Here is a 21104-nt window from a genome sequence, read left to right as displayed (position 1 = left end):
GCGCCGATGGTACTGCAGGGGGGACCCTGTGGGAGAGTAGGACGCCGCCGAACAAACTTTAGGGAAGGCCCACGCCGTATGGCGTGGGCCTTTCTGCGTTTAAGCTCGGTTGTATGCGCTACGACCTGGTGATCTTCGACAATGACGGTGTGCTCGTCGACAGCGAGCCCATTTCCAACCGACTTCTTGCCGCGTATCTCACCGAGCTGGGGCACCCGACGTCGTACGAGGACTCCATTCGGGACTACATGGGCTCGGCCATGCATCGGATTCATGACCTCGTGCTGGAGCGGACCGGGCAGCGGCTGCCGGAGGACTTTGATGACGTGTTTCATGCGCGGGTGTTCGCCGCGTTCGAGCGGGAGTTGAAGGCCGTGCCCGGTGCCGTGGACGTGCTGGAGAAGCTCGGTGGGGGCGGGGTGCAGTACTGTGTCGCGTCCTCCGGGAGTCATGAGCGGATTCGGGTGGGGCATCGGACGACGGGGCTCGACCGGTTCTTCGATGAGGGGCGGGTGTTCAGCTCGCAGGATGTGGGACGGGGGAAGCCGGCGCCGGATCTCTTCCTGCATGCGGCGGAGCGGATGGGGGCTGCGCCGGCGCGGTGCCTCGTTGTGGAGGACAGTCCGCTGGGGGTGCAGGCGGCCGTCGCCGCGGGGATGGACGTCTATGGGTTCACCGCCATGACGCCCGCCGCGAAGCTCGCCGGGGCCACTCAACTCTTCTCCGACATGGGCGAGTTGGTCGACCTGCTCGTGTGATCCGGGGCGGTGGTGCGGTGCTGACATTTGTCATGCGGAGGCCTGGACGATCGTTTCTACCGGAGACCCGGCGTCTGCCGCGAAGCTGAGGGCATGACGAACACGGGGAACACCAAGGGGAACAGCACCAACAGCACCAACCGTCGCCGCGGGCTGCGGGACTTCGCGCCGCTGCTCATCGATGTCGCGCTGCCGATGGGGGCGTACTACCTCCTGAAGAACGGTTTCGGGACGAGCACGGTGACGGCGCTCGCGGTGAGCAGTGTCGTGCCGGCCGTGCGCACCGGATGGGGCTTGCTGAAGTCGCGTGAGGTGAACGGGATGGCCGCGCTCATCCTCTTCGTGAACGTCGTGTCCCTGCTGCTGAGCTTCGTGGCCGGTGACCCGCGGCTGATGATCGCCAAGGACAGCGCCGTCAGCAGCACCATCGGGATCATCGTCTCCGTGGTGCTGGGCAAGCCGATGATGACTGCCGGTATGAAGCCCTGGGTGGTGAAGGGGGATTCCGGCCGGGAGGCCGCCTGGGCGCGGCTGCACGCCGGGTCGGCGCGGTTCCGGCGGGCCGAGCGGATGTTCTCGCTGGTGTGGGGTGTCGTACTGCTCGCGGAGTGTGTGGTGCGGATCGTGGGGGCCTACACGCTGCCGGTGGACACCATGGTGTGGGCCGGCAATGTGATCATGGTCGTCGCCATGGGCCTGGGCTTCGTGGTCGGCGGCGCGCTGGGCGCCGGTCCGATGGCCGCCATGGTCGTGGCGGAGGCCAAGTCCGAGGCGGAGGAGGGCGGGCGGAGCGGTGAGGTCCGTGCGGCCGGGCTCCCGGACCGCGAGCTCGCCCCCGTCGATCTCGCGCCTGCCGATCTCGCGCCTGCCAACTAAAGCTGAGGGAAATTCATCTTTGGCTGGATCTACCCACCGGTACACCGGGGCCCTACGCTCGCCGCCATGACTGATGTGCTGCGGCGCGGTAGGGCCTCGTTGGCGTTGAGCTTCTTCGCTCAGGGTGTTGCGTTTGCCCTGCTGGTGACGCGGATTCCGGCCATCCAGGACCGGTACGGCGTCTCCGACGCGCTGCTGCCCGCCTTCCTCGCGGCCGTACCCGTCCTCGCGGGCGTCGGCAGTGTCGCCACCGAGCGGCTGGTGAAACGAATACCGCCGAGCCGGGTGCTGCGGTGGTCCCAGCCCGTCGTGCTGCTGGCGCTGCTCGGGGTCGGCGCGGGGCAGACCGTGGTCGAACTGGGGGTGGCGCTGGCCGCGTTCGGGCTGGCCGTGGGGGCGTTGGACGCCTCGATGAACATGCTCGGGGTGAGCCTGCAGCGGTCGTACGGGCGCAGCATCATGCTCAGCTTCCACGCGGCGTACAGCCTGGGCGGGATCGTCGGGGCCTCGCTGGCGTGGGTGGGGGCGCACTGGGATCTGGCGCTGTTCGTGTCGTATCTGCCGGTCGTCGTGGTGCTGTTGCCGGCCGCGCTGGTGGGGAGTCGGTGGTACGTCGACGGCGGTGGCGGTGGCGGTGACGAGGTCGTGCCGGAGGCCCGGGGCGAGCGTGGGCCCGTCGTCTTCAAGGTGCTGCTGCCGCTGTGTCTGGTGATGACGTTCGCGTACATCGGGGATTCCACGGTCTCCAACTGGAGTGCGAAGTATCTCCAGGACGTGCTGGGCAGTTCGGAGCAGTTGGCGACAGTGCCGTACAACGTCTACATGGTGACCACGCTGGTGGGGCGGGCCCTCGGGGACTTCGGGGTGCGGCGGTTCGGGGCCGTGGTGGTCGTGCGGGGCGGGGCGCTGGTGGCGGCGGCCGGGTTCGCGGTGGTCGCCTCGGCGCCGGGGGCCTGGGTCGGGATGCTGGGGTTCACGCTGGTCGGGGTGGGGCTGTGCGTGCTGGTGCCGCAGACCTTCGCCGCGGCCGGGCGGCTGTTCCCCGGGGCTTCGGATACGGCCGTCGCACGACTGAATGTCTTCAATTACGTCGGGTTTTTGATCGGGTCGCCGTTGGTGGGGGCGCTGGGCGACGCCTGGAGTTATCGCGGGGCCATGCTCGTGCCGATGGTGTTGGTGCTGGTGACGCTCGGGTACGCCCGTTCGTTCGCCGCTCAACCGGACCGATACGGTGACGGGCATGAGCGGCCGCGCACAGCTGATGTGGGACGAGGCAGTAACGGGCTATGACTTCGGTCCGGAGCATCCGATGGATCCGGTCCGGCTTGCCCTGACCCGGAGGCTCGTCGAAGCCTTCGGGCTGGACCGGGAGGTGGAGGTCGTCGCGGCCAAGCCCGCCGGGGAGTCGACGCTGCGGCTCGTCCATCGGGAGGACTACATCGAGGCCGTGAAGGCGGCGTCGGCCGAGCCGGGGGCGGCGGACATGTCGTACGGGCTCGGCACGCTGGACGATCCCGCGTTCGCCGGGATGCACGACGTGTCGGCGATGATCGCCGGGCAGTCGGTGGGGGCCGCGGAGGCCGTGTGGCGCGGGGAGGCGCTGCACGCGGTGAACTTCGCGGGCGGGCTGCACCACGCGATGCCGGGCGGCGCCTCGGGCTTCTGCATCTACAACGACGCCTCGCTGGCCATCGCGCGGCTGATGGAGCTCGGGGCCGAGCGGGTCGCGTACATCGATGTCGACGTGCACCACGGGGACGGGGTCCAGGCCGCGTTCTGGGACGATCCGCGGGTGCTGACGATCTCGCTGCACGAGCACCCCCGCACCCTGTTCCCGCAGACCGGGTGGCCGGAGGAGACCGGGGCGCCGAGCGCCGAGGGGTCGGCGGTGAACGTGGCGCTGCCGGCCGGGACCGGGGACGCCGGGTGGGTGCGGGCGTTCCATGCCGTGGTGCCGGAGCTGCTCGCCGAGTTCCGGCCGCAGGTGCTGGTGACGCAGCACGGTGCCGACACGCACTTCGAGGACCCGCTGGCGCACCTGGCGGTGTCGCTGGACGCGCAGCGGGCCGTGCAGGTGGCGTGTCACGACCTGGCGCACGAGTACGCCGACGGCAGGTGGGTGGCTCTGGGCGGCGGCGGTTATGCCGTGGTGGAGGTCGTGCCGCGGTCGTGGACGCATCTCGTGGGCATCGCGGCGGGCCGGCCGATCGAGCCCGAGGCGATGATCCCGGAGAGCTGGCGGCAGGAGGTCTTCGCGCGGACGCGGCAGCTGGCGCCGATGCGGATGACCGACGGACGGTGGCCGGTCTCCTGGGCGGACTGGGAGTCGGGGTACGACCCCGGTGACCGGCTGGATCAGGCCGTACTGGCGGCCCGGCGGGCGGTGTTCCCGCTGCGGGGACTGCTGCCGTAGCGGGAACACCGCTGCGGGCTGCTGCCGTAACGGCGCCTGCGGCGCCGGGGAACGGGGCGTCGGCAGGGTCAGGGGCCGAGGTCCCGCGTGCTGTCGTTACGCCAACTGTGCGGTGTTTCGCCGTTCCGGCGGCGCTGGTCCGGCCATTCGGTCACCATCGCTGACGTGTTGAGCACCGGTGCCCTGCGCGCCCATCTCCTCGCCGCGCGTCTCGCCGGGCCCGTGGCCACTTCCCGTGAGGAGAGCCTCCGCAGTTACCGGCTCTTCGCCGCCCGGGATCCTCGCGTGCTGCTCGGGCTCGACCCCAGGGGGATCTGGGGTCAGCGCGAACTGATTGCGTTGATGGCAGAGAAGTGTGGTGTTTCGGCCGATCCACACCACACTTCCGGCCAGGATGTGATCGATCCTGAGCTGACTCTGACCGCTCTGGATGCCTTTGCGGAACGTCTCGCGGCAGTCGCCCAGCGCAGAGCACCTGTCCTGCTCGGTACCGGACACCCCCATCGACTGCTCGGGTTCTACGCCGCCCTGGCGGACGCCTTGTCGGCGGCGGGATGTGCCGTTCTCACCCCGGCGCATGGCCATAGTGTCGACATAACGACCCGGTTCGGCCTACGCACGTACAACCTTGCCTACGTACGAGGAGTCGCGCTGGTGCGGGAACCCGGCGCCTCTCGCCCCGGTTGTGAGCCCGGCGCACACACGCACTCACCCCTCCCGGTTCGTACCGCCCTGGCAGCGGCGGCCGAGGCCGGCGGGCCCATGCCGGAGTTGGTGATCGGGGATCACGGCTGGGTCTGCGGGGCAGGTCAGCTGGGGTTTGAGGCCATTGGTCCGGCCGATACGAATGACCCCGCGCTCTTTGTGGGGCAGGCCGAGGGGTCCGTGTCCGTCGTCGTTCCACTTGATGACGCTGTGCGGTCTGATTACTACCGACCGCTTACCCGCTACGTACTCAATCGAGCGTGTCTGTCACAGTAAGGCGCCGATGCCATCCCCTCTTCCCCACTCGCATCACCCGCCCCTACATTGGGGAGTGAGCACGCAGCGACGAAGAGTCACCGGAAGGGGAAGCCGGTGGCCGTCGAGTGCGGAAGGTTCAGGTGTGTCATGGCTGCAGCTGGCGAGAGGCCTCTGAACGAGGTTCAGTTCCTTACCGTGGCGGAAGTCGCCTCGGTGATGCGAGTGTCGAAGATGACCGTGTACCGGCTGGTGCACAGCGGTCATCTGCCCGCGATCCGTGTGGGGCGGTCGTTCCGCGTCCCGGAGCAAGCGGTTCACGAATACCTCCGCGAGAGCTACGTGGGGGTGGAAACCGCCTGACGGCAAAGGGCGAGAGGGGATCCTCAGGGCTGTTCCGGATTCCCCCTCGCCTCCTCGATTACGACCTCAGCGCTCGGGCGGGTAGGCTAGCCCCTCGTAGGTCGTGTGGGCCCATGGCGCCCAAACACCGAGTGATGAGAAGTGAGCGAGGGTAGTCGTGGGCTCTGTTATCAAGAAGCGGCGCAAGCGGATGGCCAAGAAGAAGCACCGCAAGCTGCTCAAGCGCACGCGCGTTCAGCGTCGCAACAAGAAGTGAGCGACGCTGCGAAAGCAGCGTGATTGTGGCCCCCCACCACCGGTGGGGGGCCACACGCATATCGGGGGCGATGTGCGAAGGGCCGAACCCTGTACGTATGCCTGGACAAATGACTGACCCGTCCGGTGGTATGCAGAGAATTATCGTCACTTCGTGCATTGGGCGGTCATCACAGCGCAACATCGAACCGCTAAGTTGGCCGCACACGGGGAACTCGGCAGGGGTACGAGTGCTGGAAGGAAGGCGCTGTCTTGGGCAAGGTCGTGCTCGTGACCGGAGTGGCCCGTCAACTGGGGGGCCGTTTCGTACGGCGGATCCAGCGTGACCCCCAGGTGGACCGGGTGGTGGCCGTGGACGCGGTCCCGCCCGAGCATCATCTGGGCGGTGCCGACTTCATCCAGGCCGACATCCGGCAGCCCACCATCGCGCGGGTACTGGCGGAGAGCGGCGCCGACACGGTCGTCCACATGGACGTGACCGGGACCGCGCTGGGCAGCGGCAGCCGGGCCACGGTCAAGGAGACCAACGTCATCGGGACCATGCAGCTGCTCGGCGCCTGCCAGAAGTCCCCCACGGTCAAGCGCCTCGTGGTGAAGTCCAGTACGAACGTCTACGGGTCCGCGCCCCGCGACCCGGCCGTCTTCACGGAGACCACCCCGCCCAAGTCCCTGCCCAGCGGCGGCTTCGCCAAGGACGCCGTCGAGGTCGAGGGGTATGTCCGGGGCTTCGCGCGCCGCAGGCCCGATGTAGCCGTGTGCGTGCTGCGGTTCGCCAACATCCTCGGCCCCTCCGCGGACACACCGCTCGCCTCGTACTTCTCGCTGCCGGTCCTGCCGACCGTGTTCGGCTACGACCCACGGCTGCAGTTCGTGCACGAGGACGACGTGATCGAGGTGCTGCGCATCGCCTCGCACGAGCCGGAGCGGGGCACGCTCAACAGCGGCACCTTCAACATCGCCGGCGACGGCGTCCTGCTGCTCTCGCAGTGCTCCCGGCGGCTGGGCCGGCCCACCGTGCCGCTGCTGCTCCCCGCGGTCACCTGGGCGGGCTCCCTGGTGCGTACGCTGGGTATGTCGGACTTCTCGCCGGAGCAGATCCGGTTGCTCACCCACGGCCGGGTGGTGTCCACGGACCAGATGCGAGAGACGCTCGGATTCAGGCCGAAATACACGACGGCGGAGACCTTCGCGGAGTTCGCACGCAGCCGCGGACCGGGTCTGCTGCCGCCGGAGGCCCTCGCGGGGGCCGTCGACCGGATCGCCGCGCTGCCCGTGCTGGGCGGCGGCCACCTCCCGACGCAGAGCGCCAACTGAGGAGCGCATCAACGATGGCGGACGCCAAGGTCATTCCGTTCGACGACGACCGGTCCCGCGGGAGCGCCGTTCAGCGGCCGTCGCGGCGCCGGAGCGCGGGAAGCCGGCGCAAGAACGGTGAATCCGCGCTGGTACGCGAGGTCCAGCCTCTCCCGGGACGGTCCTTCGCGCAGGATGATGTTCCTGTGACACGTGAGGAACAGCCGCCCCAGCAGCCCCAGGACGACAGCGGCCTGGAGCGGCGCATCGCAAGCGGCCTGGCCTTCCTGCGCCGCCGCCTCACCGGGGACTACGAGGTCGACGACTTCGGGTACGACGAGGAGCTCACCGACCAGGTCCTGATGTCCCTGCTGCGCCCGGTGTACGAGAAGTACTTCCGGGTCGAGGTGAAGGGCGTCGAGAACATCCCGGCCGAGGGCGGCGCGCTGATCGTCGCCAACCACTCGGGCACGCTGCCGCTGGACGGCCTGATGATGCAGGTCGCCGTCCACGACCACCATCCGGCGGGCCGGCACCTCCGACTCCTCGCGGCGGACCTGGTGTTCGTGCTGCCGGTGGTCAACGAACTCGCCCGCAAGCTGGGCCACACCCTGGCCTGTGCCGAGGACGCCGAGCGGCTGCTCGGGAAGGGTGAGCTGGTCGGGGTGATGCCTGAGGGCTTCAAGGGCATCGGAAAGCCCTTCGGCGAGCGCTACAAGCTGCAGCGCTTCGGTCGCGGCGGCTTCGTCTCCACGGCCCTGCGCAAGCGGACCCCGATCATCCCGTGCTCGATCGTCGGGGCCGAGGAGATCTACCCGATGATCGGCAACGCGAAGACGCTGGCCCGCCTCCTGGGCTTCCCGTACTTCCCGCTGACGCCGACCTTCCCGTGGCTCGGCCCGCTCGGCGCGGTGCCGCTGCCGACGAAGTGGACGATCCAGTTCGGCGAACCGATCCCCACGGACGGCTATCCCCCGGAGGCCGCCGAGGACCCGATGCTGATGTTCAACCTGACCGACCAGGTCCGGGAACAGATCCAGCACACGCTGTACAAGCTGCTGGTGCAGCGGCGGTCGGTGTTCTTCTGAACCGGTTCTTCTGGCCGATCCGGTTCTTCTGACCGGAGAAACGTTGGTACGACGACGGGGGCGCCCCTGGTGTGAGGGGCGCCCCCGTCGTCGTACTGCCGATTTCCCGTGGGGCTAGTTCCCGTCCTCGCCCTCGATGCCCAGGCCGGGCAGGAGGCCCGGGAGCAGGGGCGGGAGGGTTACGGCGGGCTCGGTGGTGGGGGTCGGGGTGGAGGACGACGAGCCCGAGCTGCCGGTGTCCTTCGGCGGGTCGAGGAGGCCGCCGGTGTTTCCGCCGAGCAGGCCCTCGCCCTCGCTGCCGGAGTTGTCCGCCGAGTTGCTCGGACGGCTGGAGCGATGGCCGTCGGAGGAACCGCTGCCGCCGGCGCTGGGCCGGGCCGACCGGTCGGAGCCGGACGTACCGGTGGAGGCCGATCCGGAGTCGCCGTGCCGCTTGCCGCCGCCGCTCTGGGCCGGCTGCTCCGGCAGGAGGGACTCCAGCGGGGCGACCTCTTCGTCTATGGCGTCGAACACCGACGACACCTGGTCGCCGACGTCCCCGAGCTGGAGGGGAAGCCGCTCGCGGAGGAGGCCCCACACCGCGCGGTGCGAGCGGGAGAAGGCGGACAGCGCCTGGATGGGGCCCAGGGAGTGCGGGTCGCGCTCATAGGCCTCGCGCAGCAGGCGGTGGCCCTCCGAGGCGTCGTGCCGCATGCCGTGCAGAGTGCGGCGGATCTCCGCCATCGACTCGTGGTCGAGCTGTCCGCCACGGTCGCGCTCCATCAGCCGCCGGGCCTCGCTCAGCCGGGTGGAGGCCTGGTCGAGGTAGCTGCGCCCGCGCTCGTCCTCGCCGTCGGCCAGGACGTTGAGCTTGAAGTCCTCGATGCCGCGCTTGAGGCCGTAGAGGGAGTCGCCGGGGAGGGCGTCGGAGCTCGCGGCGGCCACCCCGCCGAAGGCTCCGGCGGCGACACCGACACTGAGGCCGCCGGCGGTGAGGCCCTTGGCGAGCCGTGAGCGCGGACGCAGTTTGCCCAGTGGGGAAGCCCGGTGAGCCCCTCGTCCCCGTTGCGAACGCTGCCCGGGCAGGGCCGTGCCCGCCTCGGCGCCCGTGGTGCCCTCCTGGAGCATGGCCTCCATGGCGGCCACGAGCTGGGCCCGCTGGACGACCTTGACCTCGGGGTCGAGTTCGGGCCTGGGCAGTTCGGCGAGACTCTCGGTGAGGGCCAACAGGCGGCCCTGCTCGGTGTGTTCCGCAACAGCGTCTGCCGGTGCCGATCCCACGGGCTGCTCGGGCTGCTCGGCCGCCGAGCCCCGGTCGGTCAGCTCGTCCAGGGCCTGGGCGAAGGCGTTCGCCCGCCGGTGTGCCGATACGTTCGCGATCACTGGCGGCACCTCCTCTCGTGATGACGGTCGACTCCCCAGGGGGTCCTGAGGGTTGCACGCCCTGACCACTTGCACACGATCGAGTGATCGAAGTCGGCCAGGGGGTGACCACAGGGAGCCTGCATCCCGCACAACGAGCGGCTTGGCACTTGGGTTACGGACTGCGGATGAACGGACCGCGAAGTCAACAGACTTTCACCGAGGGTGAGTTGGAGGTTGCGGAGAGTGCTGGATCGGTGTCGGTGACGCGCTCAGCGAGCGTCGTCCGGCAGCAGTCGGGCGAGGGTGCGGACGGCCCGGTACTGGAGGGTCTTGATGGCACCCTCGTTCTTCCCCATGACGCGGGCCGTCTCGGCGACGGAGAGGCCCTGGAGGAAGCGGAGGGTGACGCACTCCTGCTGCTGGGGGTTGAGTCGCCGTACGGCTTCGAGGAGGGCGGCGTTGGAGAGGGACTCCAGGACGGAGTCCTCGGGGGAGCGCTCGACCTCGTTGGCGTCGAGCATCTCGCCGGTGGTGACTTCCAGCCGGAAACGGCTGGACTTGAAGTGGTCGGCGACGAGGTTGCGGGCGATGGTGACGAGCCAGGCGCCGAAGTCGCGGCCCTGCCAGGTGAAGGTGCCGATGCGGCGCAGGGCCCGCAGAAAGGTCTCGCTGGTGAGGTCCTCGGCGGTGGCCTTCCCGCCGACGCGGTAGTAGATGTAGCGGTAGACGGTGTCGCTGTACTGGTCGTAGAGCCGGCCGAACGCGTCGGCCTCGCCGGCCTGTGCGCGTTCGACGAGATCCATCATTCGAGCGCTGTCGCTGTCCGCGGCGGGTCGGCGCGCGGTCGTTGCGCCGGCCGAGCGTCCCCGTCTGCCGACTGCGGCGCCGCCGTCGGCGAGCGCGTAGCAAGGGCCTACGGGTGGGGCGGTTACGGCGAGGGCGGGGACGGCGTACGCGGTGGGGACGAAGCCGCGCAACAGGTCTTGGACCGTTGCGCGCAGCGTAGCCAGGCCCGAGGCGTCAACCCCGACGTGTGGGTACACGGGACTCCCAGAGGCAGAGCTTCCATCACGTGCAGTGCGGGACCATTCACCCGTCGTAGCGACGGAGAGGTACCGGTTTGCGTCTGAGGAGAATAACGCTTCGTGCAGGCACTGCTACGCCCAGTTGCTAAAATCACCGATTGCGTCTCTTCTGTAACCGATTGGCGACCCATCAAGTGCCGGAGAGTGACCGGTTGTTGAACGATTGCGTCCGTGTTCGGGCTGACTCCGGGGCGTGTTGTGGCCGTGTGCAGCCAAGGGGACTGGACAGGGAGTTGTGCGGGTATGGGGTGCGGATTGGCCTACGCCCCCGGGCGCGCCCCACCCCCGCATCGGCCTGAACGGCCTCCTCCTCAAGCGCCGGACGGGCTGAGAGCGCCGGACCGGCGTTGAGAGGTGCGGCCCCAGGGGTGGGTGGGGGTTGGGGATGGCGGGGTCTCTGCCTCGAATGCTGGACGCGCCGGGAGGTGTGGGCCGGTGTTGATGAGGCCCCGGCGGGTGGGTGGATGCGCCAGGGAGATGCAGGCTGCCGTACCCCCACGCGCCCGCAGTCGCCCGCGGCGGCAAGGGGCCGTGTCGGGGGTGTCCGCCCGCCGCGGCCGGCGTCAAGGGGCGGGCCTTTCGAGGTGCGGCGCACCGCCGGACCGAGGACGGACACCACCCGGCGCGGACCCGACCCACCCACTGGCGGAAGGCGCTACGCGAACCCCCACCCCGCAGCAACAGGCCGACGGATCAAGGCGGCGGACCCCATCGACGCAGACCCGACCCACGCGCCAGCCGAAGGCACCCCGCGGCAAACAGAACCCGCAAGCGTCAGCGGCGGCGTCGGTGGAGGGCGATTGCTGCTGCTGTGCCGCCGGCCACCGCGCCCACGCCCGCTGCTGCCGGGATGCCGACCTTCGCGGCCTTTCGGCCCGTGCGGTAGTCGCGCAGGCGCCAGTCCAGGCGGCGGGCGTGTTTGCGGAGCTTGGTGTCGGGGTTGATGGCGTAGGGGTGGCCGACCAGGGAGAGCATCGGGATGTCGTTGTGCGAGTCGCTGTACGCCGCGCAGCGCGCGAGGTCCAGGCCCTCCGCCGAGGCCAGGGCGCGCACCGCCTCCGCCTTTGCCGGGCCGTGCAGGGGCTCGCCCACCAGCTTGCCGGTGTAGACGCCGTCCACCGATTCGGCCACCGTGCCCAGCGCGCCGGTCAGGCCCAGGCGGCGGGCGATCACCTGGGCGATCTCCACCGGCGCCGCCGTCACCAGCCAGACCTTCTGCCCGGCGTCCAGGTGGGCCTGCGCCAGCGCCCGCGTGCCCGGCCAGATGCGCTCGGCCATGTACTCGTCGTAGATCTCCTCGCCGATCGACATCAGCTCCGAGACCCGATGGCCCTTGACGATGGACAGCGCGGAGTCGCGGGCGTCCTGCATATGTTCCGGATCCTCGACGCCCGCCAGCCGGAACCACGCCTGCTGCCAGGCGAACTTCGCGAGATCGCGGGTCTCGAAGAACTTCCGCTTGTACAGGCCCCGCCCGAAGTGGAAGAGGGCAGCACCTTGCATCACGGTGTTGTCCAGGTCGAAGAAGGCCGCGGCCTCCTCGTCGCCGAGCACCGGGAACTCCGGCTCGGCCTCCGAGGACTCCGGGACCTCTGTCGCCTCCTGCGAGGACTTGCGCGCGGCCTCCGCCGAGGCCTCGCCAGCCAACACGCTCCGCGCCGTGGCGGAGCGCCTACGGGGAGTGAGCCATCCGAGAGCGGCCATGACCGTGAGCATAGCCAGTTTGTTCGGTGCCTCCACACGCGCGAGGTTTGAACGGTGTGAACTCTCCGCGACCGCGCAGTTAAACAGCGTGGTCGGACGACGCCCGGTCATCCGGGCGCCGGCGCGCGAGAATGGCTGACATGAGCCCCCTCTTTCGTCGCGCCACGGCCAAGTCCCCCGGGGACCGGCTGGTCACCCTCATCGGCAAACCCGACTGCCATCTGTGTGATGACGCACAGAGCGTCGTCGAGAGGGTGTGCGGGGAGATGGGGGTTCCGTGGGAGTGGAGGGACATCACTCAGGACGCCCAACTCCACGACCAGTACTGGGAGCAGATCCCCGTCGTCCTCGTCGACGGAGCCCAGCACACCTTCTGGCGCGTGAACGAGGATCGCCTCCGCAAAGCACTGACCGAGTAGTCCAAAGTCTTCCGGAAACGGCTTAGGATCGACGGCGACTTGGTCTCGGGGGCGGGGATCGTTGAGGAGAGTGTGCGGTTTTGCCCCCAAGAGTTGAGGAACGGTGGTGCGTATGCGCCGGTTCCACACCAGTGCGCCGGGCGTGCGTGAGCCCGGTCACGTTGGGCGGGCAAATCGGACACCATCTTTGTGCACGCGTTCACAAAGACATAGCCTGCTTTCGACGGGGCGGTCTGGGTACGTGTGACCGCCTGCCCCCCGCTCTAACCCGCAGGAGCACCGTGGCAACTGGCCGAACTCACCGACCGGCGACCCGTAGCCGAGGGATTCCCGAGGCCACCGTCGCCCGGCTTCCGCTGTACCTCCGCGCCCTGACCGCACTGTCGGAGCGCTCGGTACCCACGGTCTCCTCCGAGGAGCTCGCGGCCGCGGCGGGGGTCAACTCCGCCAAGCTGCGCAAGGACTTCTCTTACCTCGGGTCGTACGGGACCAGGGGTGTCGGGTACGACGTCGAGTATCTCGTGTACCAGATCTCGCGTGAGCTGGGGCTCACCCAGGACTGGCCGGTTGTCATCGTCGGAATCGGTAACCTCGGCGCCGCCCTCGCCAACTACGGCGGGTTCGCCTCCCGTGGATTCCGGGTCGCGGCCCTCATCGACGCCGATCCGGCCATGGCGGGCAAGCCCGTCGCCGGGATTCCCGTGCAGCACACCGATGACCTGGAAAAGATCATCGACGACAACGGCGTGTCCATCGGCGTCATCGCCACCCCCGCCGGCGCCGCCCAGCAGGTCTGCGACCGTCTCGTGGCCGCCGGTGTCACTTCCATCCTGAACTTCGCGCCGACCGTGCTGACCGTCCCGGACGGCGTCGACGTGCGCAAGGTCGACCTCTCCATCGAGCTGCAGATCCTCGCCTTCCACGAGCAGCGCAAGGCGGGCGAGGAGGCCCACGCCGACGGCGCCGGACCGGCCGCCGTCACCCGTGAGGGGTCCGACGACTCCGCCGATCAGGGGCCCGACGGGGACGTACCCGCCGTGATGCCGGCATGAGTCTTCTCGTCGTCGGGCTGAGCCACCGCAGCGCCCCGGTCAGCGTGCTGGAGCGGGCCGCGCTGGGCGCGGACGCCCAGATCAAGCTGCTGCAGGACACGGTCGCCGCCGAGCCCGCCACCGAGGCCGCGGTGCTCGCCACCTGCAACCGCATCGAGCTGTACGCCGACGTGGACAAGTTCCACGCCGGTGTCGCCGAGCTGTCCACGCTGCTCGCCCAGCACAGCGGAGTGGGGCTGGACGAGCTCACGCCGTATCTGTACGTCCACTACGAGGACCGGGCCGTACATCATCTGTTCTCGGTGGCCTGTGGGCTCGACTCCATGGTCGTCGGGGAAGGCCAGATCCTCGGGCAGATCAAGGACTCCCTCGCCAAGGCGCAGGAGCTGCACAGCGCCGGGCGGCTGCTGAACGACCTGTTCCAGCAGGCCCTGCGGGTCGGCAAGCGGGCGCACTCCGAGACCGGGATCGACCGGGCCGGGCAGTCGCTGGTCACCTTCGGGCTTGAGCAGCTGGCCGAGGGCGCGGACGTCACCGCCTGGGCCCGCGGCAAGAAGGCGCTGGTCATCGGCGCCGGTTCGATGTCCTCGCTGGCCGCGGCGACGCTCGCGCGGGCCGGGGTCGCCGAGATCGTCATCGCCAACCGGACGCAGGACCGCGCCGAGCGGCTCGTGGCCCTGCTCGGAGAGCAATATGGGCAACGTCTGACCGACGGCACGGACGTGCCCGCCCGCTCGGTACCGATGGAGTCGGTGCCGGTCGAGCTGACACGTGCCGACATCGCCGTCTCCTGCACCGGCGCGACCGGCCTCGTCCTCGCGGCCGAGGAGGTCGCCGCCGCGGTGGAGGGCCGTACCGGGCAGCCGGCCGCCTTCACGGACGCGGGCTCGCCCGCCCCCCGGACGGGCGCCGACTCCACCGACGTACGGCAGACCCCGCTGCCGCCCACCAGTGTCGGCACCGACGAGAACTGCCCGCTCGACGTCGCCGCCGTGCAGGGAGGTTTCTCTGTGCTCGGCGAGGCCGCCGTCGCCGGGATGGACGCCGCCACCCTGGAGCAGCACGCGGCATGGGCGGCGGGCAGTGCCGTCGACCGGCGCGAGGCCGCCCGGCGCAGCCCCGAGGCCGACGCCGAGCTGATCACCGCGCTCGCCGCGACCGTGGCCACCGTCGGCCGCATCCCCGAGCGCCGCAAGCCCGAGCCCGTCATGGAGGTGCCCCGGCCCGCGCCGGCGCTGTGCCTGCTCGACCTCGCCATGCCCCGCGACATCGACGCGGCCGTGCACCGGCTGGCCGGGGTGCGGCTGGTGGACATCGAGTCGCTCGCGGAAGCCTCCGCCGACGCTCCGATGGCGGCCGACGTCGACCAGGTCCGCCGGATCGTCTCCGACGAGGTCGCCGCCTTCGGCGCCGCGCTGCGGGCCGCGCACATCACGCCCACCGTCGTCGCGCTGCGGGCGATGGCCGCCGATGTCGTGGCGAGCGAGATCGCCCGTCTCGAGGGCCGTCTGCCGGGCCTCGACGACAAGCACCGCGGTGAGATCACGCAGACCGTGCGGCGCGTGGTCGACAAGCTGCTGCACGCCCCCACCGTGCGGGTCAAGCAGCTGGCGGCCGAGCCCGGCGGCGCCGGGTACGCGGACGCCCTGCGGACCCTGTTCGACCTCGATCAGGAGACGGTGGCCTCCGTCTCCCGCGCCGAGGACAGCACCGAGAAGAACCGAGGCCCACGATGACTCAGCAGCCACTACGGCTCGGCACCAGGCGCAGCAAGCTCGCCATGGCCCAGTCCGGGCAGGTCGCGGACGCCGTGCGTCGGGTGACCGGACGGCCCGTCGAACTCGTCGAGATCACCACGTACGGCGATGTCTCGCGCGAGGCCCTCGCGCAGATCGGCGGCACCGGTGTGTTCGTCACCGCCCTGCGGGACGCGCTCGTCAGGGGCGAGGTCGACTTCGCGGTGCACTCGCTGAAGGACCTGCCGACCACGCAGCCCGAGGAACTGGCCCTGGCGGCCGTCCCCGAGCGTGAGGACCCGCGGGACGTGATCGTCGCCCGGGACGCCCTCAAGCTCACCGACCTGCCGCGCGGCGCGCGCATCGGTACGGGCTCGCCGCGCCGGATGGCCCAGCTGAACGCGTACGCCCGCAGCCACGGGCTGGACTTCGAGACGGTCGCGATCCGCGGCAATGTCGACACCCGGATCCGGTACGTGCGTGACGGCGAGCTGGACGCGGTCGTGCTGGCCGCGGCCGGCCTCAATCGCATCGGCCGTAGCGAGGAAGTGACCGACTTCCTGTCGGTCGACACGGTTTTGCCCGCCCCCGGCCAGGGGGCACTGGCGATCGAGTGCACCGCGGACAACGCGGACCTGATCGCCGCGCTCGGCGAGCTCGACGACCCGTTCACGCGGGTCGCCGTGAGCGCCGAGCGATCACTGCTCGCCGCCCTGGAGGCCGGCTGCTCCGCCCCTGTGGGCGCGCTGGCCGACCTTCTGGCCGACGGGCAGATTGTCAAGGAAATGCGCCTGCGGGGCGTCGTCGGCACGACCGACGGCACTCGCACGGTGCAGCTGTCCACCACCGGTCCCGTGCCCGAGACGCACGACCAAGCGCTGGCGCTCGGTCGCGAACTCGCTACCGAGATGCTTGCCCAGGGCGCGGCCGGTCTGATGGGGGAGCGAGCACATTGAGCCCCACCACCCTTCCCGCCGGCCTTGAACACGGGCACGTCACCTTCCTCGGTGCCGGACCCGGGGATCCGGGGCTGCTGACTCTGCGCGCCGTCGAGGCGCTGGCGAACGCCGACGTACTCGTCGCCGAGCACGAAGTGCTCGACGTCGTGCGCCAGCACGCCAGAGCGGGCGTAGCCGAAGTGCACACGGACACGGGTCCCGACGCGGACGCCGTCCCGGGCACAGGCACGCCTCAACTAGCGGTTGTTGACGGCGCGTCAACGACCGCTGGGCTACCCGCGGTGCGGGATGCCGCACATCTTGTCATGGAGGCCGCGCGCGGCGGCAAGCGGGTCGTGCGTGCGGTGTCCGGGGATCCCGGGCTCGACACCTATGCCACCGAGGAGATGCTCGCGTGCGCCGCGGCCGGTGTGCCGTTCGAGGTCGTACCGGGTGTCGCCGCGGCCGTGGGCGTGCCCGCGTACGCCGGAGTGCCGCTGCGCGACGCGCAGGGCGCGGACGTGCGGTTCGTCGACGCGCTCACCGCGTCCGACCGGTGCTGGACCGAGGTCGGCGCGTCGGACGGGACCGTGGTCGTCTCGACGACGCTGGACTCCGTCGGCGCGGCCGCCGGTGAGCTGGTGTCGGCCGGACGCAAGCCCGACACACCGCTGACGGTCACCGTCGCCGGTACGACGACGCGGCAGCGGACGTGGACCGCGACGCTGGGCACCATCGCCCAGACGCTGAAGCAGGCCAAGGTGCTGCCGTCGCCGGAGGGCGGGCGGCCGGTGATAGCCGTGGTCGGTGAGCGTTCCGCCGCAGCACAGCGCGACCAGTTGTCGTGGTTCGAGTCCAAGCCGCTCTTCGGGTGGCGGGTGCTCGTGCCGCGGACGAAGGAGCAGGCGGCGTCGCTCTCCGACCAGTTGCGGTCGTACGGGGCCGTGCCGCACGAGGTGCCGACGATCGCCGTCGAGCCGCCGCGCACGCCCCAGCAGATGGAGCGGGCCGTGAAGGGGCTCGTGACCGGGCGGTACGAGTGGATCGCCTTCACCTCGGTGAACGCGGTCAAGGCCGTGCGGGAGAAGTTCGAGGAGTACGGGCTCGACGCCCGTGCGTTCGCCGGGATCAAGGTCGCGGCGGTGGGGGAGCAGACCGCGAAGGCGCTCATCGCCTTCGGTGTGAAGCCGGACCTGGTGCCGAGCGGGGAGCAGTCGGCGGCGGGGCTGCTGGAGGACTGGCCCCCGTACGACCCGGTCTTCGACCCGATCGACCGCGTGTTCCTGCCGCGGGCCGACATCGCCACGGAGACCCTGGTGGCCGGGCTCATCGAGCTGGGCTGGGAGGTCGACGACGTCACGGCCTACCGGACCGTGCGGGCGTCGCCGCCTCCGGCGGAGACCCGGGAGGCGATCAAGGGGGGTGGCTTCGACGCCGTTCTCTTCACCTCGTCCTCCACGGTGCGCAACCTCGTCGGGATCGCCGGCAAGCCGCACAACGTCACTGTGATCGCCTGTATCGGTCCCGCCACCGCGAAGACCGCCGAGGAACACGGGCTCCGGGTGGATGTGATGGCTCCGGAGCCGTCCGTGCACAAGCTGGCCGAGGCGCTGGCCGACTTCGGGCTGCGGCGGCGTGCCGCCGCGGTCGAGGCCGGCGATCCGGTCACTCGGCCGAGCGAGCGGCGGCCGGGGGCTCGGCGGCGGCGGTCGACGACCTGAGGAGTGCGGGGAAGGCGGTCAGGGTGCGGGCCCGAGGGCTCTCGCCCCGCCTGCCCTGAACGGCCCCGTCCTCAGACGCCGGTCACCGTGTGGCCGAAGCTGAGCAGGTTGGCCGGGTCGTAGGTCGACTTGTCCTCGCGCAGGCGGTCGTAGACCTCCGGGCTCCAGGCCCGGGCCCGGTCGGACGCGTCGCCGGGCGTGCCATGAATGTTGATCATGGTGCGGCCGGTGCCGTAGGGGGCCATGGCCGTGTGCAGGGCGGCTGTCGTCCGTTCTATGGCCTCGGCCGCCGGTGGGGCGGCCAGGACGCCCACCGTCTCCAGGAGGTAGTTCGCGTCCCTGGAGCAGATCGCGTCCTCCAGGCGTGCGGGGCGTGAGAGGGCGCCGCCCATGTGGCGGAGCTCGACCAGAAGCAGGGGGCAGTCGGCGACCTCCGGGCCGACCTGCGACAGGAACGTGTGGATCGCCTCGGGCGTGAGGTCGCGCAGCAGCGCGCACGACTCCCGGGCGGGAAGCGGGTCCTGCGGCTCCATGTGGATACGGTCGATGGCCGCGTACGGCATCACCTCGACCGTGTCGACGGTCACCGGCGCCGCCGCGCGGATCGGGGCCAGCAGCCGTTCGCCCTCCGCCGGGTCCCCGGGCCAGGCGACCGCGACACGGGCCCAGAAGCCGCCGCGCAGCGGCTCGGGAATCTCCGGGATCGGCGGCAGCCGCAGGAGCGTGAAGGCGCTGCACATGTCGTCCGGGAGGGTGCGGGTCCAGTCGGCCCACGTCTCGAGCAGGGCCTCGGCGTGTTCGCCGGGGCAGTGGACACCGCCGCCGTAGAGCGCGGGGACGGGCAGCAGCTGGCAGACCATGGAGGTCACCACGCCCACGTTGCCCTTGCCGCCGCGCAGCGCCCAGAACAGCTCCGGCTCGTGCTCGGGGTCGCACTCGCGGAGCGTGCCGTCGGGTGTGACCACCTGGAAGGACAGGACCAGGTCGGATGCGTAGCCGTAGGCCCGGCCCAGGACCGGCAGGCCGCCGCCCAGGGTGTAGCCGACCGCGCCGCCGTCCGTGGACGAGCCGCAGAGCGCGGCGAGGCCGTGCGGTGCCGCCGCCTCCAGGACATGCCGCCACTTCGCGCCGGCCGCGACGGTCGCCAGGCGCCGGTCCGGGTCGATGTGGACGTCCGTCATACGTGCCGTGCTGATCAGCAGGCCGTGGTCGATGGGGAAGTTCGCGCCGTGGCCGGTCGCCTGGACCGCGACCGGGGTGCCGGTGGCCGACGCCCAGCGCAGGGCCGTGACGACGTCGTCGACGCCCGTCGCGCCCACGACCACTTCCGGGGTGTGCAGCGCGGCCAGGTTGAAGCCGGTGACCTCGTCGGCGTAGCCGTCGTCGCCGGGGCGCAGGACCGGGCCGTGGATCTCGGAGAGGGCGAACAGGTCGGGGGTGTTGTGCTGGGTCGCGGTCATCGCGTCCTCCCCCGCGGTGGGCGTACGGAGGGTCTGTTCGAGGAATCTCGGTGGTGTTCGAGTGCCTTTCTTCAGGATGGACCCGGCATCGTGGCCCTCGCATGCCGGGGCGCCGTCCCGACGGGACGTCGGCAAAGGTGCTGTCGGGGCGGGCGTAGCGTAGGTGGCATGACGACGTACGGATCCTTCCCCGGTACTCGGCCGCGGCGTCTGCGGACCACTCCCGCCATGCGCCGCATGGTCGCCGAGACCCGGCTGCACCCCGCCGACCTCATCCTCCCGGCCTTCGTGCGCGAGGGCGTCAGCGAGCCGGTGCCGATCGCCGCCATGCCGGGCGTCGTCCAGCACACGCGGGACAGCCTGAAGAAGGCGGCGCTGGAGGCCGTGCAGGCCGGGGTCTCCGGGATCATGCTCTTCGGGGTGCCCGAGGAGGAGAAGAAGGACGCCCTCGGGACGCCGGGCACCGACCCCGACGGGATCCTCCAGGTCGCCATCCGGGACGTGCGCGCCGAGGTGGGCGACGACCTCCTCGTCATGTCCGACCTGTGCCTGGACGAGACCACCGACCACGGGCACTGCGGTGTGCTGGACGCCGAGGGGCGCGTCGACAACGACGCCACCCTGGAGCGCTACGCCGAGATGGCGCAGGTGCAGGCCGACGCCGGCGCCCATGTCGTGGGACCCAGCGGCATGATGGACGGGCAGATCGGCGTCGTCCGTGACGCGCTCGACCAGATCGGGCGGGAGGACGTCGCGATCCTCGCCTACACCGTCAAGTACGCCTCCGCCTTCTACGGGCCCTTCCGGGAGGCCGTCGCCTCCTCGCTGCAGGGCGACCGCAAGACCTATCAGCAGGATCCCGCGAACGTCCGGGAGTCGATGCGCGAGCTCGCCCTCGACCTGGCGGAGGGCGCCGACATGGTGATGGTCAAGCCGGCCGGGCCCTACCTCGACATCCTGGCGCGGGTCGCCGACGCGGTCGACGTGCCGGTCGCCGCCTATCAGATCTCCGGCGAGTACTCGATGATCGAGGCCGCCGCCGAGAAGGGCTGGATCGACCGGGACCGGGCGATCTTCGAGTCGCTCACCGGCATCAGGCGGGCGGGCGCGCGCAACATCCTCACCTACTGGGCGACGGAGGCCGCGCAGAAGCTGGCCCGCCAGTAACCGCTGCCGTACGGGGGAGTGTCACCGTCCGTCGGACGTCGGCGGCGTCGTGGGGGACGTCGCCGAAGGGCTGGTCGGGGTCGACGGACCCTCGTCGCGCAGGCCGTGGCCGTCCTCGCACGCGGTGAGCGCGAGTGCGGCGACCGCGGCCAGCGTGGCGGCGAACAGCCGGGCCCGGGAGCGAGGGGGGTGTGCGGACGCGGACATGGTGCGGCCCTCTCCATGGGTGGGGGTCGGTGTCGGACTACAGCCTGCGTGATCACCCGTCCCGACCGCCAGCATGGGCCGCTGATTCGGGACGCCCGAGCGGTGGGACGGCCGCTGACCTGCGGGGACGACAGAACCTGACGGTCCGGCGTGGGACGCCGGACACCCTTGGAACCAGCGTCCGGACACCCTCCACCGGGTGGTGGGGTCCGCATCCCGGAAAGTCGCTTGTAGAGGGCACGCAGTTCTCTAGGCTGCCCGGCAC

The 21104-nt window shown here is 70.7% G+C and carries 20 protein-coding genes; 15 read left to right on the top strand and 5 right to left on the bottom strand.

The features are described 5' to 3' along the window. Positions 1-113: 113 nt before the first annotated feature. The 9 genes from ACFPQ9_RS18075 (at position 114) to ACFPQ9_RS18035 (ending at position 8006) form a co-directional block, all read left to right on the top strand. A complete protein-coding gene (locus ACFPQ9_RS18075; protein WP_380853886.1) occupies positions 114-758 on the top strand; it encodes an HAD family hydrolase in 645 nt (214 codons plus the stop codon). Positions 759-851: 93 nt separating this feature from the next. Then, the gene (locus ACFPQ9_RS18070; RefSeq protein WP_380853884.1) at positions 852-1634 is read left to right on the top strand and encodes a VC0807 family protein; all 783 of its coding nucleotides are present in this window, start codon (positions 852-854) and stop codon (positions 1632-1634) included. Between the two features lie 66 nt (positions 1635-1700). Continuing rightward, positions 1701-2924, top strand: coding sequence for an MFS transporter (locus ACFPQ9_RS18065; protein WP_380853882.1), 1224 nt, complete (start codon positions 1701-1703; stop codon positions 2922-2924). After that, positions 2875-4047, top strand: a complete 1173-nt coding sequence (locus ACFPQ9_RS18060; protein ID WP_380853880.1) for an acetoin utilization protein AcuC — start codon at positions 2875-2877, stop codon at positions 4045-4047. Before ACFPQ9_RS18065 ends, ACFPQ9_RS18060 begins: the two co-directional genes overlap by 50 nt. 165 nt (positions 4048-4212) lie before the next feature. Next, positions 4213-5028 (top strand): phosphatase, encoded by an 816-nt coding sequence (locus ACFPQ9_RS18055; protein WP_380853955.1) that lies wholly within the window; start codon positions 4213-4215, stop codon positions 5026-5028. A 129-nt stretch (positions 5029-5157) separates the two neighbouring features. Beyond that, positions 5158-5370 (top strand): helix-turn-helix domain-containing protein, encoded by a 213-nt coding sequence (locus tag ACFPQ9_RS18050; protein WP_004984898.1) that lies wholly within the window; start codon positions 5158-5160, stop codon positions 5368-5370. A 157-nt stretch (positions 5371-5527) separates the two neighbouring features. Further along, complete coding sequence (locus ACFPQ9_RS18045; protein WP_003948845.1) at positions 5528-5626, top strand: 30S ribosomal protein bS22; 99 nt, start codon at positions 5528-5530, stop codon at positions 5624-5626. A gap of 251 nt (positions 5627-5877) precedes the next feature. Continuing rightward, positions 5878-6939, top strand: coding sequence for an NAD-dependent epimerase/dehydratase family protein (locus tag ACFPQ9_RS18040; RefSeq protein WP_380853878.1), 1062 nt, complete (start codon positions 5878-5880; stop codon positions 6937-6939). A gap of 14 nt (positions 6940-6953) precedes the next feature. Continuing rightward, positions 6954-8006, top strand: coding sequence for a lysophospholipid acyltransferase family protein (locus ACFPQ9_RS18035; RefSeq protein WP_380853876.1), 1053 nt, complete (start codon positions 6954-6956; stop codon positions 8004-8006). Positions 8007-8120: 114 nt separating this feature from the next. Here ACFPQ9_RS18035 and ACFPQ9_RS18030 read toward each other — a convergent pair whose 3' ends face one another. The 3 genes from ACFPQ9_RS18030 to ACFPQ9_RS18020 form a co-directional block, all read right to left on the bottom strand. Then, on the bottom strand, positions 8121-9368 hold the full coding sequence (locus ACFPQ9_RS18030) for a DUF5667 domain-containing protein (protein ID WP_380853874.1): 1248 nt from the start codon (positions 9366-9368) through the stop codon (positions 8121-8123). A 251-nt stretch (positions 9369-9619) separates the two neighbouring features. Beyond that, positions 9620-10393, bottom strand: coding sequence for an ECF subfamily RNA polymerase sigma factor, BldN family (locus ACFPQ9_RS18025; RefSeq protein WP_380853872.1), 774 nt, complete (start codon positions 10391-10393; stop codon positions 9620-9622). 816 nt (positions 10394-11209) lie between these two features. Next, positions 11210-12139, bottom strand: a complete 930-nt coding sequence (locus ACFPQ9_RS18020; protein WP_380853870.1) for an HAD family hydrolase — start codon at positions 12137-12139, stop codon at positions 11210-11212. Positions 12140-12270: 131 nt separating this feature from the next. Between ACFPQ9_RS18020 and ACFPQ9_RS18015 the strand changes: the two genes are divergently transcribed. From ACFPQ9_RS18015 to ACFPQ9_RS17995, 5 genes are all read left to right on the top strand, one after another. Beyond that, complete coding sequence (locus tag ACFPQ9_RS18015) at positions 12271-12558, top strand: glutaredoxin family protein (RefSeq protein ID WP_380853868.1); 288 nt, start codon at positions 12271-12273, stop codon at positions 12556-12558. Between the two features lie 281 nt (positions 12559-12839). Beyond that, positions 12840-13610 (top strand): redox-sensing transcriptional repressor Rex, encoded by a 771-nt coding sequence (locus ACFPQ9_RS18010; RefSeq protein WP_380853866.1) that lies wholly within the window; start codon positions 12840-12842, stop codon positions 13608-13610. Next, complete coding sequence (locus ACFPQ9_RS18005) at positions 13607-15346, top strand: glutamyl-tRNA reductase (protein ID WP_380853864.1); 1740 nt, start codon at positions 13607-13609, stop codon at positions 15344-15346. The genes ACFPQ9_RS18010 and ACFPQ9_RS18005 overlap by 4 nt, the downstream gene beginning before the upstream one ends. Beyond that, positions 15343-16302: a hydroxymethylbilane synthase gene (gene hemC, locus ACFPQ9_RS18000; protein WP_380853862.1), complete on the top strand. Its 960-nt coding sequence runs from the start codon at positions 15343-15345 to the stop codon at positions 16300-16302. Before ACFPQ9_RS18005 ends, hemC begins: the two co-directional genes overlap by 4 nt. Beyond that, a complete protein-coding gene (locus ACFPQ9_RS17995) occupies positions 16299-18005 on the top strand; it encodes a bifunctional uroporphyrinogen-III C-methyltransferase/uroporphyrinogen-III synthase (RefSeq protein ID WP_380853860.1) in 1707 nt (568 codons plus the stop codon). Before hemC ends, ACFPQ9_RS17995 begins: the two co-directional genes overlap by 4 nt. A gap of 71 nt (positions 18006-18076) precedes the next feature. Here ACFPQ9_RS17995 and ACFPQ9_RS17990 read toward each other — a convergent pair whose 3' ends face one another. Then, the gene (locus ACFPQ9_RS17990) at positions 18077-19465 is read right to left on the bottom strand and encodes an FAD-binding oxidoreductase (RefSeq protein WP_380853858.1); all 1389 of its coding nucleotides are present in this window, start codon (positions 19463-19465) and stop codon (positions 18077-18079) included. A gap of 168 nt (positions 19466-19633) precedes the next feature. Here ACFPQ9_RS17990 and hemB point away from each other — a divergent pair, with 168 nt between their 5' ends. Next, positions 19634-20632 (top strand): porphobilinogen synthase, encoded by a 999-nt coding sequence (gene hemB / locus ACFPQ9_RS17985; RefSeq protein WP_380853856.1) that lies wholly within the window; start codon positions 19634-19636, stop codon positions 20630-20632. 21 nt (positions 20633-20653) lie between these two features. Here hemB and ACFPQ9_RS17980 read toward each other — a convergent pair whose 3' ends face one another. Next, positions 20654-20839 (bottom strand): hypothetical protein, encoded by a 186-nt coding sequence (locus ACFPQ9_RS17980; protein ID WP_380853854.1) that lies wholly within the window; start codon positions 20837-20839, stop codon positions 20654-20656. Between the last annotated feature and the right edge of the window lie 265 nt (positions 20840-21104).

Origin of the sequence: Streptomyces coerulescens, from assembly GCF_042657965.1 — a bacterium.
Lineage (GTDB): Bacteria > Actinomycetota > Actinomycetes > Streptomycetales > Streptomycetaceae > Streptomyces > Streptomyces coerulescens.
This window is presented reverse-complemented; position numbering and strand designations above follow the sequence as displayed.

Excerpts from the sequence above, each read along its gene's own strand:
- ACFPQ9_RS18005 (WP_380853864.1), top strand. The coding sequence starts at position 13,607 with ATGAGTCTTCTCGTCGTCGGGCTGAGCCACCGCAGCGCCCCGGTCAGC.
- ACFPQ9_RS18035 (WP_380853876.1), top strand. The coding sequence starts at position 6,954 with ATGGCGGACGCCAAGGTCATTCCGTTCGACGACGACCGGTCCCGCGGG.
- ACFPQ9_RS18060 (WP_380853880.1), top strand. The coding sequence starts at position 2,875 with ATGAGCGGCCGCGCACAGCTGATGTGGGACGAGGCAGTAACGGGCTAT.
- ACFPQ9_RS18065 (WP_380853882.1), top strand. The coding sequence starts at position 1,701 with ATGACTGATGTGCTGCGGCGCGGTAGGGCCTCGTTGGCGTTGAGCTTC.
- ACFPQ9_RS17980 (WP_380853854.1), bottom strand. The coding sequence starts at position 20,839 with ATGTCCGCGTCCGCACACCCCCCTCGCTCCCGGGCCCGGCTGTTCGCC.
- ACFPQ9_RS18075 (WP_380853886.1), top strand. The coding sequence starts at position 114 with ATGCGCTACGACCTGGTGATCTTCGACAATGACGGTGTGCTCGTCGAC.
- ACFPQ9_RS18070 (WP_380853884.1), top strand. The coding sequence starts at position 852 with ATGACGAACACGGGGAACACCAAGGGGAACAGCACCAACAGCACCAAC.
- ACFPQ9_RS18015 (WP_380853868.1), top strand. The coding sequence starts at position 12,271 with ATGGCTGACATGAGCCCCCTCTTTCGTCGCGCCACGGCCAAGTCCCCC.
- ACFPQ9_RS18020 (WP_380853870.1), bottom strand. The coding sequence starts at position 12,139 with ATGGCCGCTCTCGGATGGCTCACTCCCCGTAGGCGCTCCGCCACGGCG.
- hemB (WP_380853856.1), top strand. The coding sequence starts at position 19,634 with ATGACGACGTACGGATCCTTCCCCGGTACTCGGCCGCGGCGTCTGCGG.
- ACFPQ9_RS17990 (WP_380853858.1), bottom strand. The coding sequence starts at position 19,465 with ATGACCGCGACCCAGCACAACACCCCCGACCTGTTCGCCCTCTCCGAG.
- hemC (WP_380853862.1), top strand. The coding sequence starts at position 15,343 with ATGACTCAGCAGCCACTACGGCTCGGCACCAGGCGCAGCAAGCTCGCC.
- ACFPQ9_RS18050 (WP_004984898.1), top strand. The coding sequence starts at position 5,158 with ATGGCTGCAGCTGGCGAGAGGCCTCTGAACGAGGTTCAGTTCCTTACC.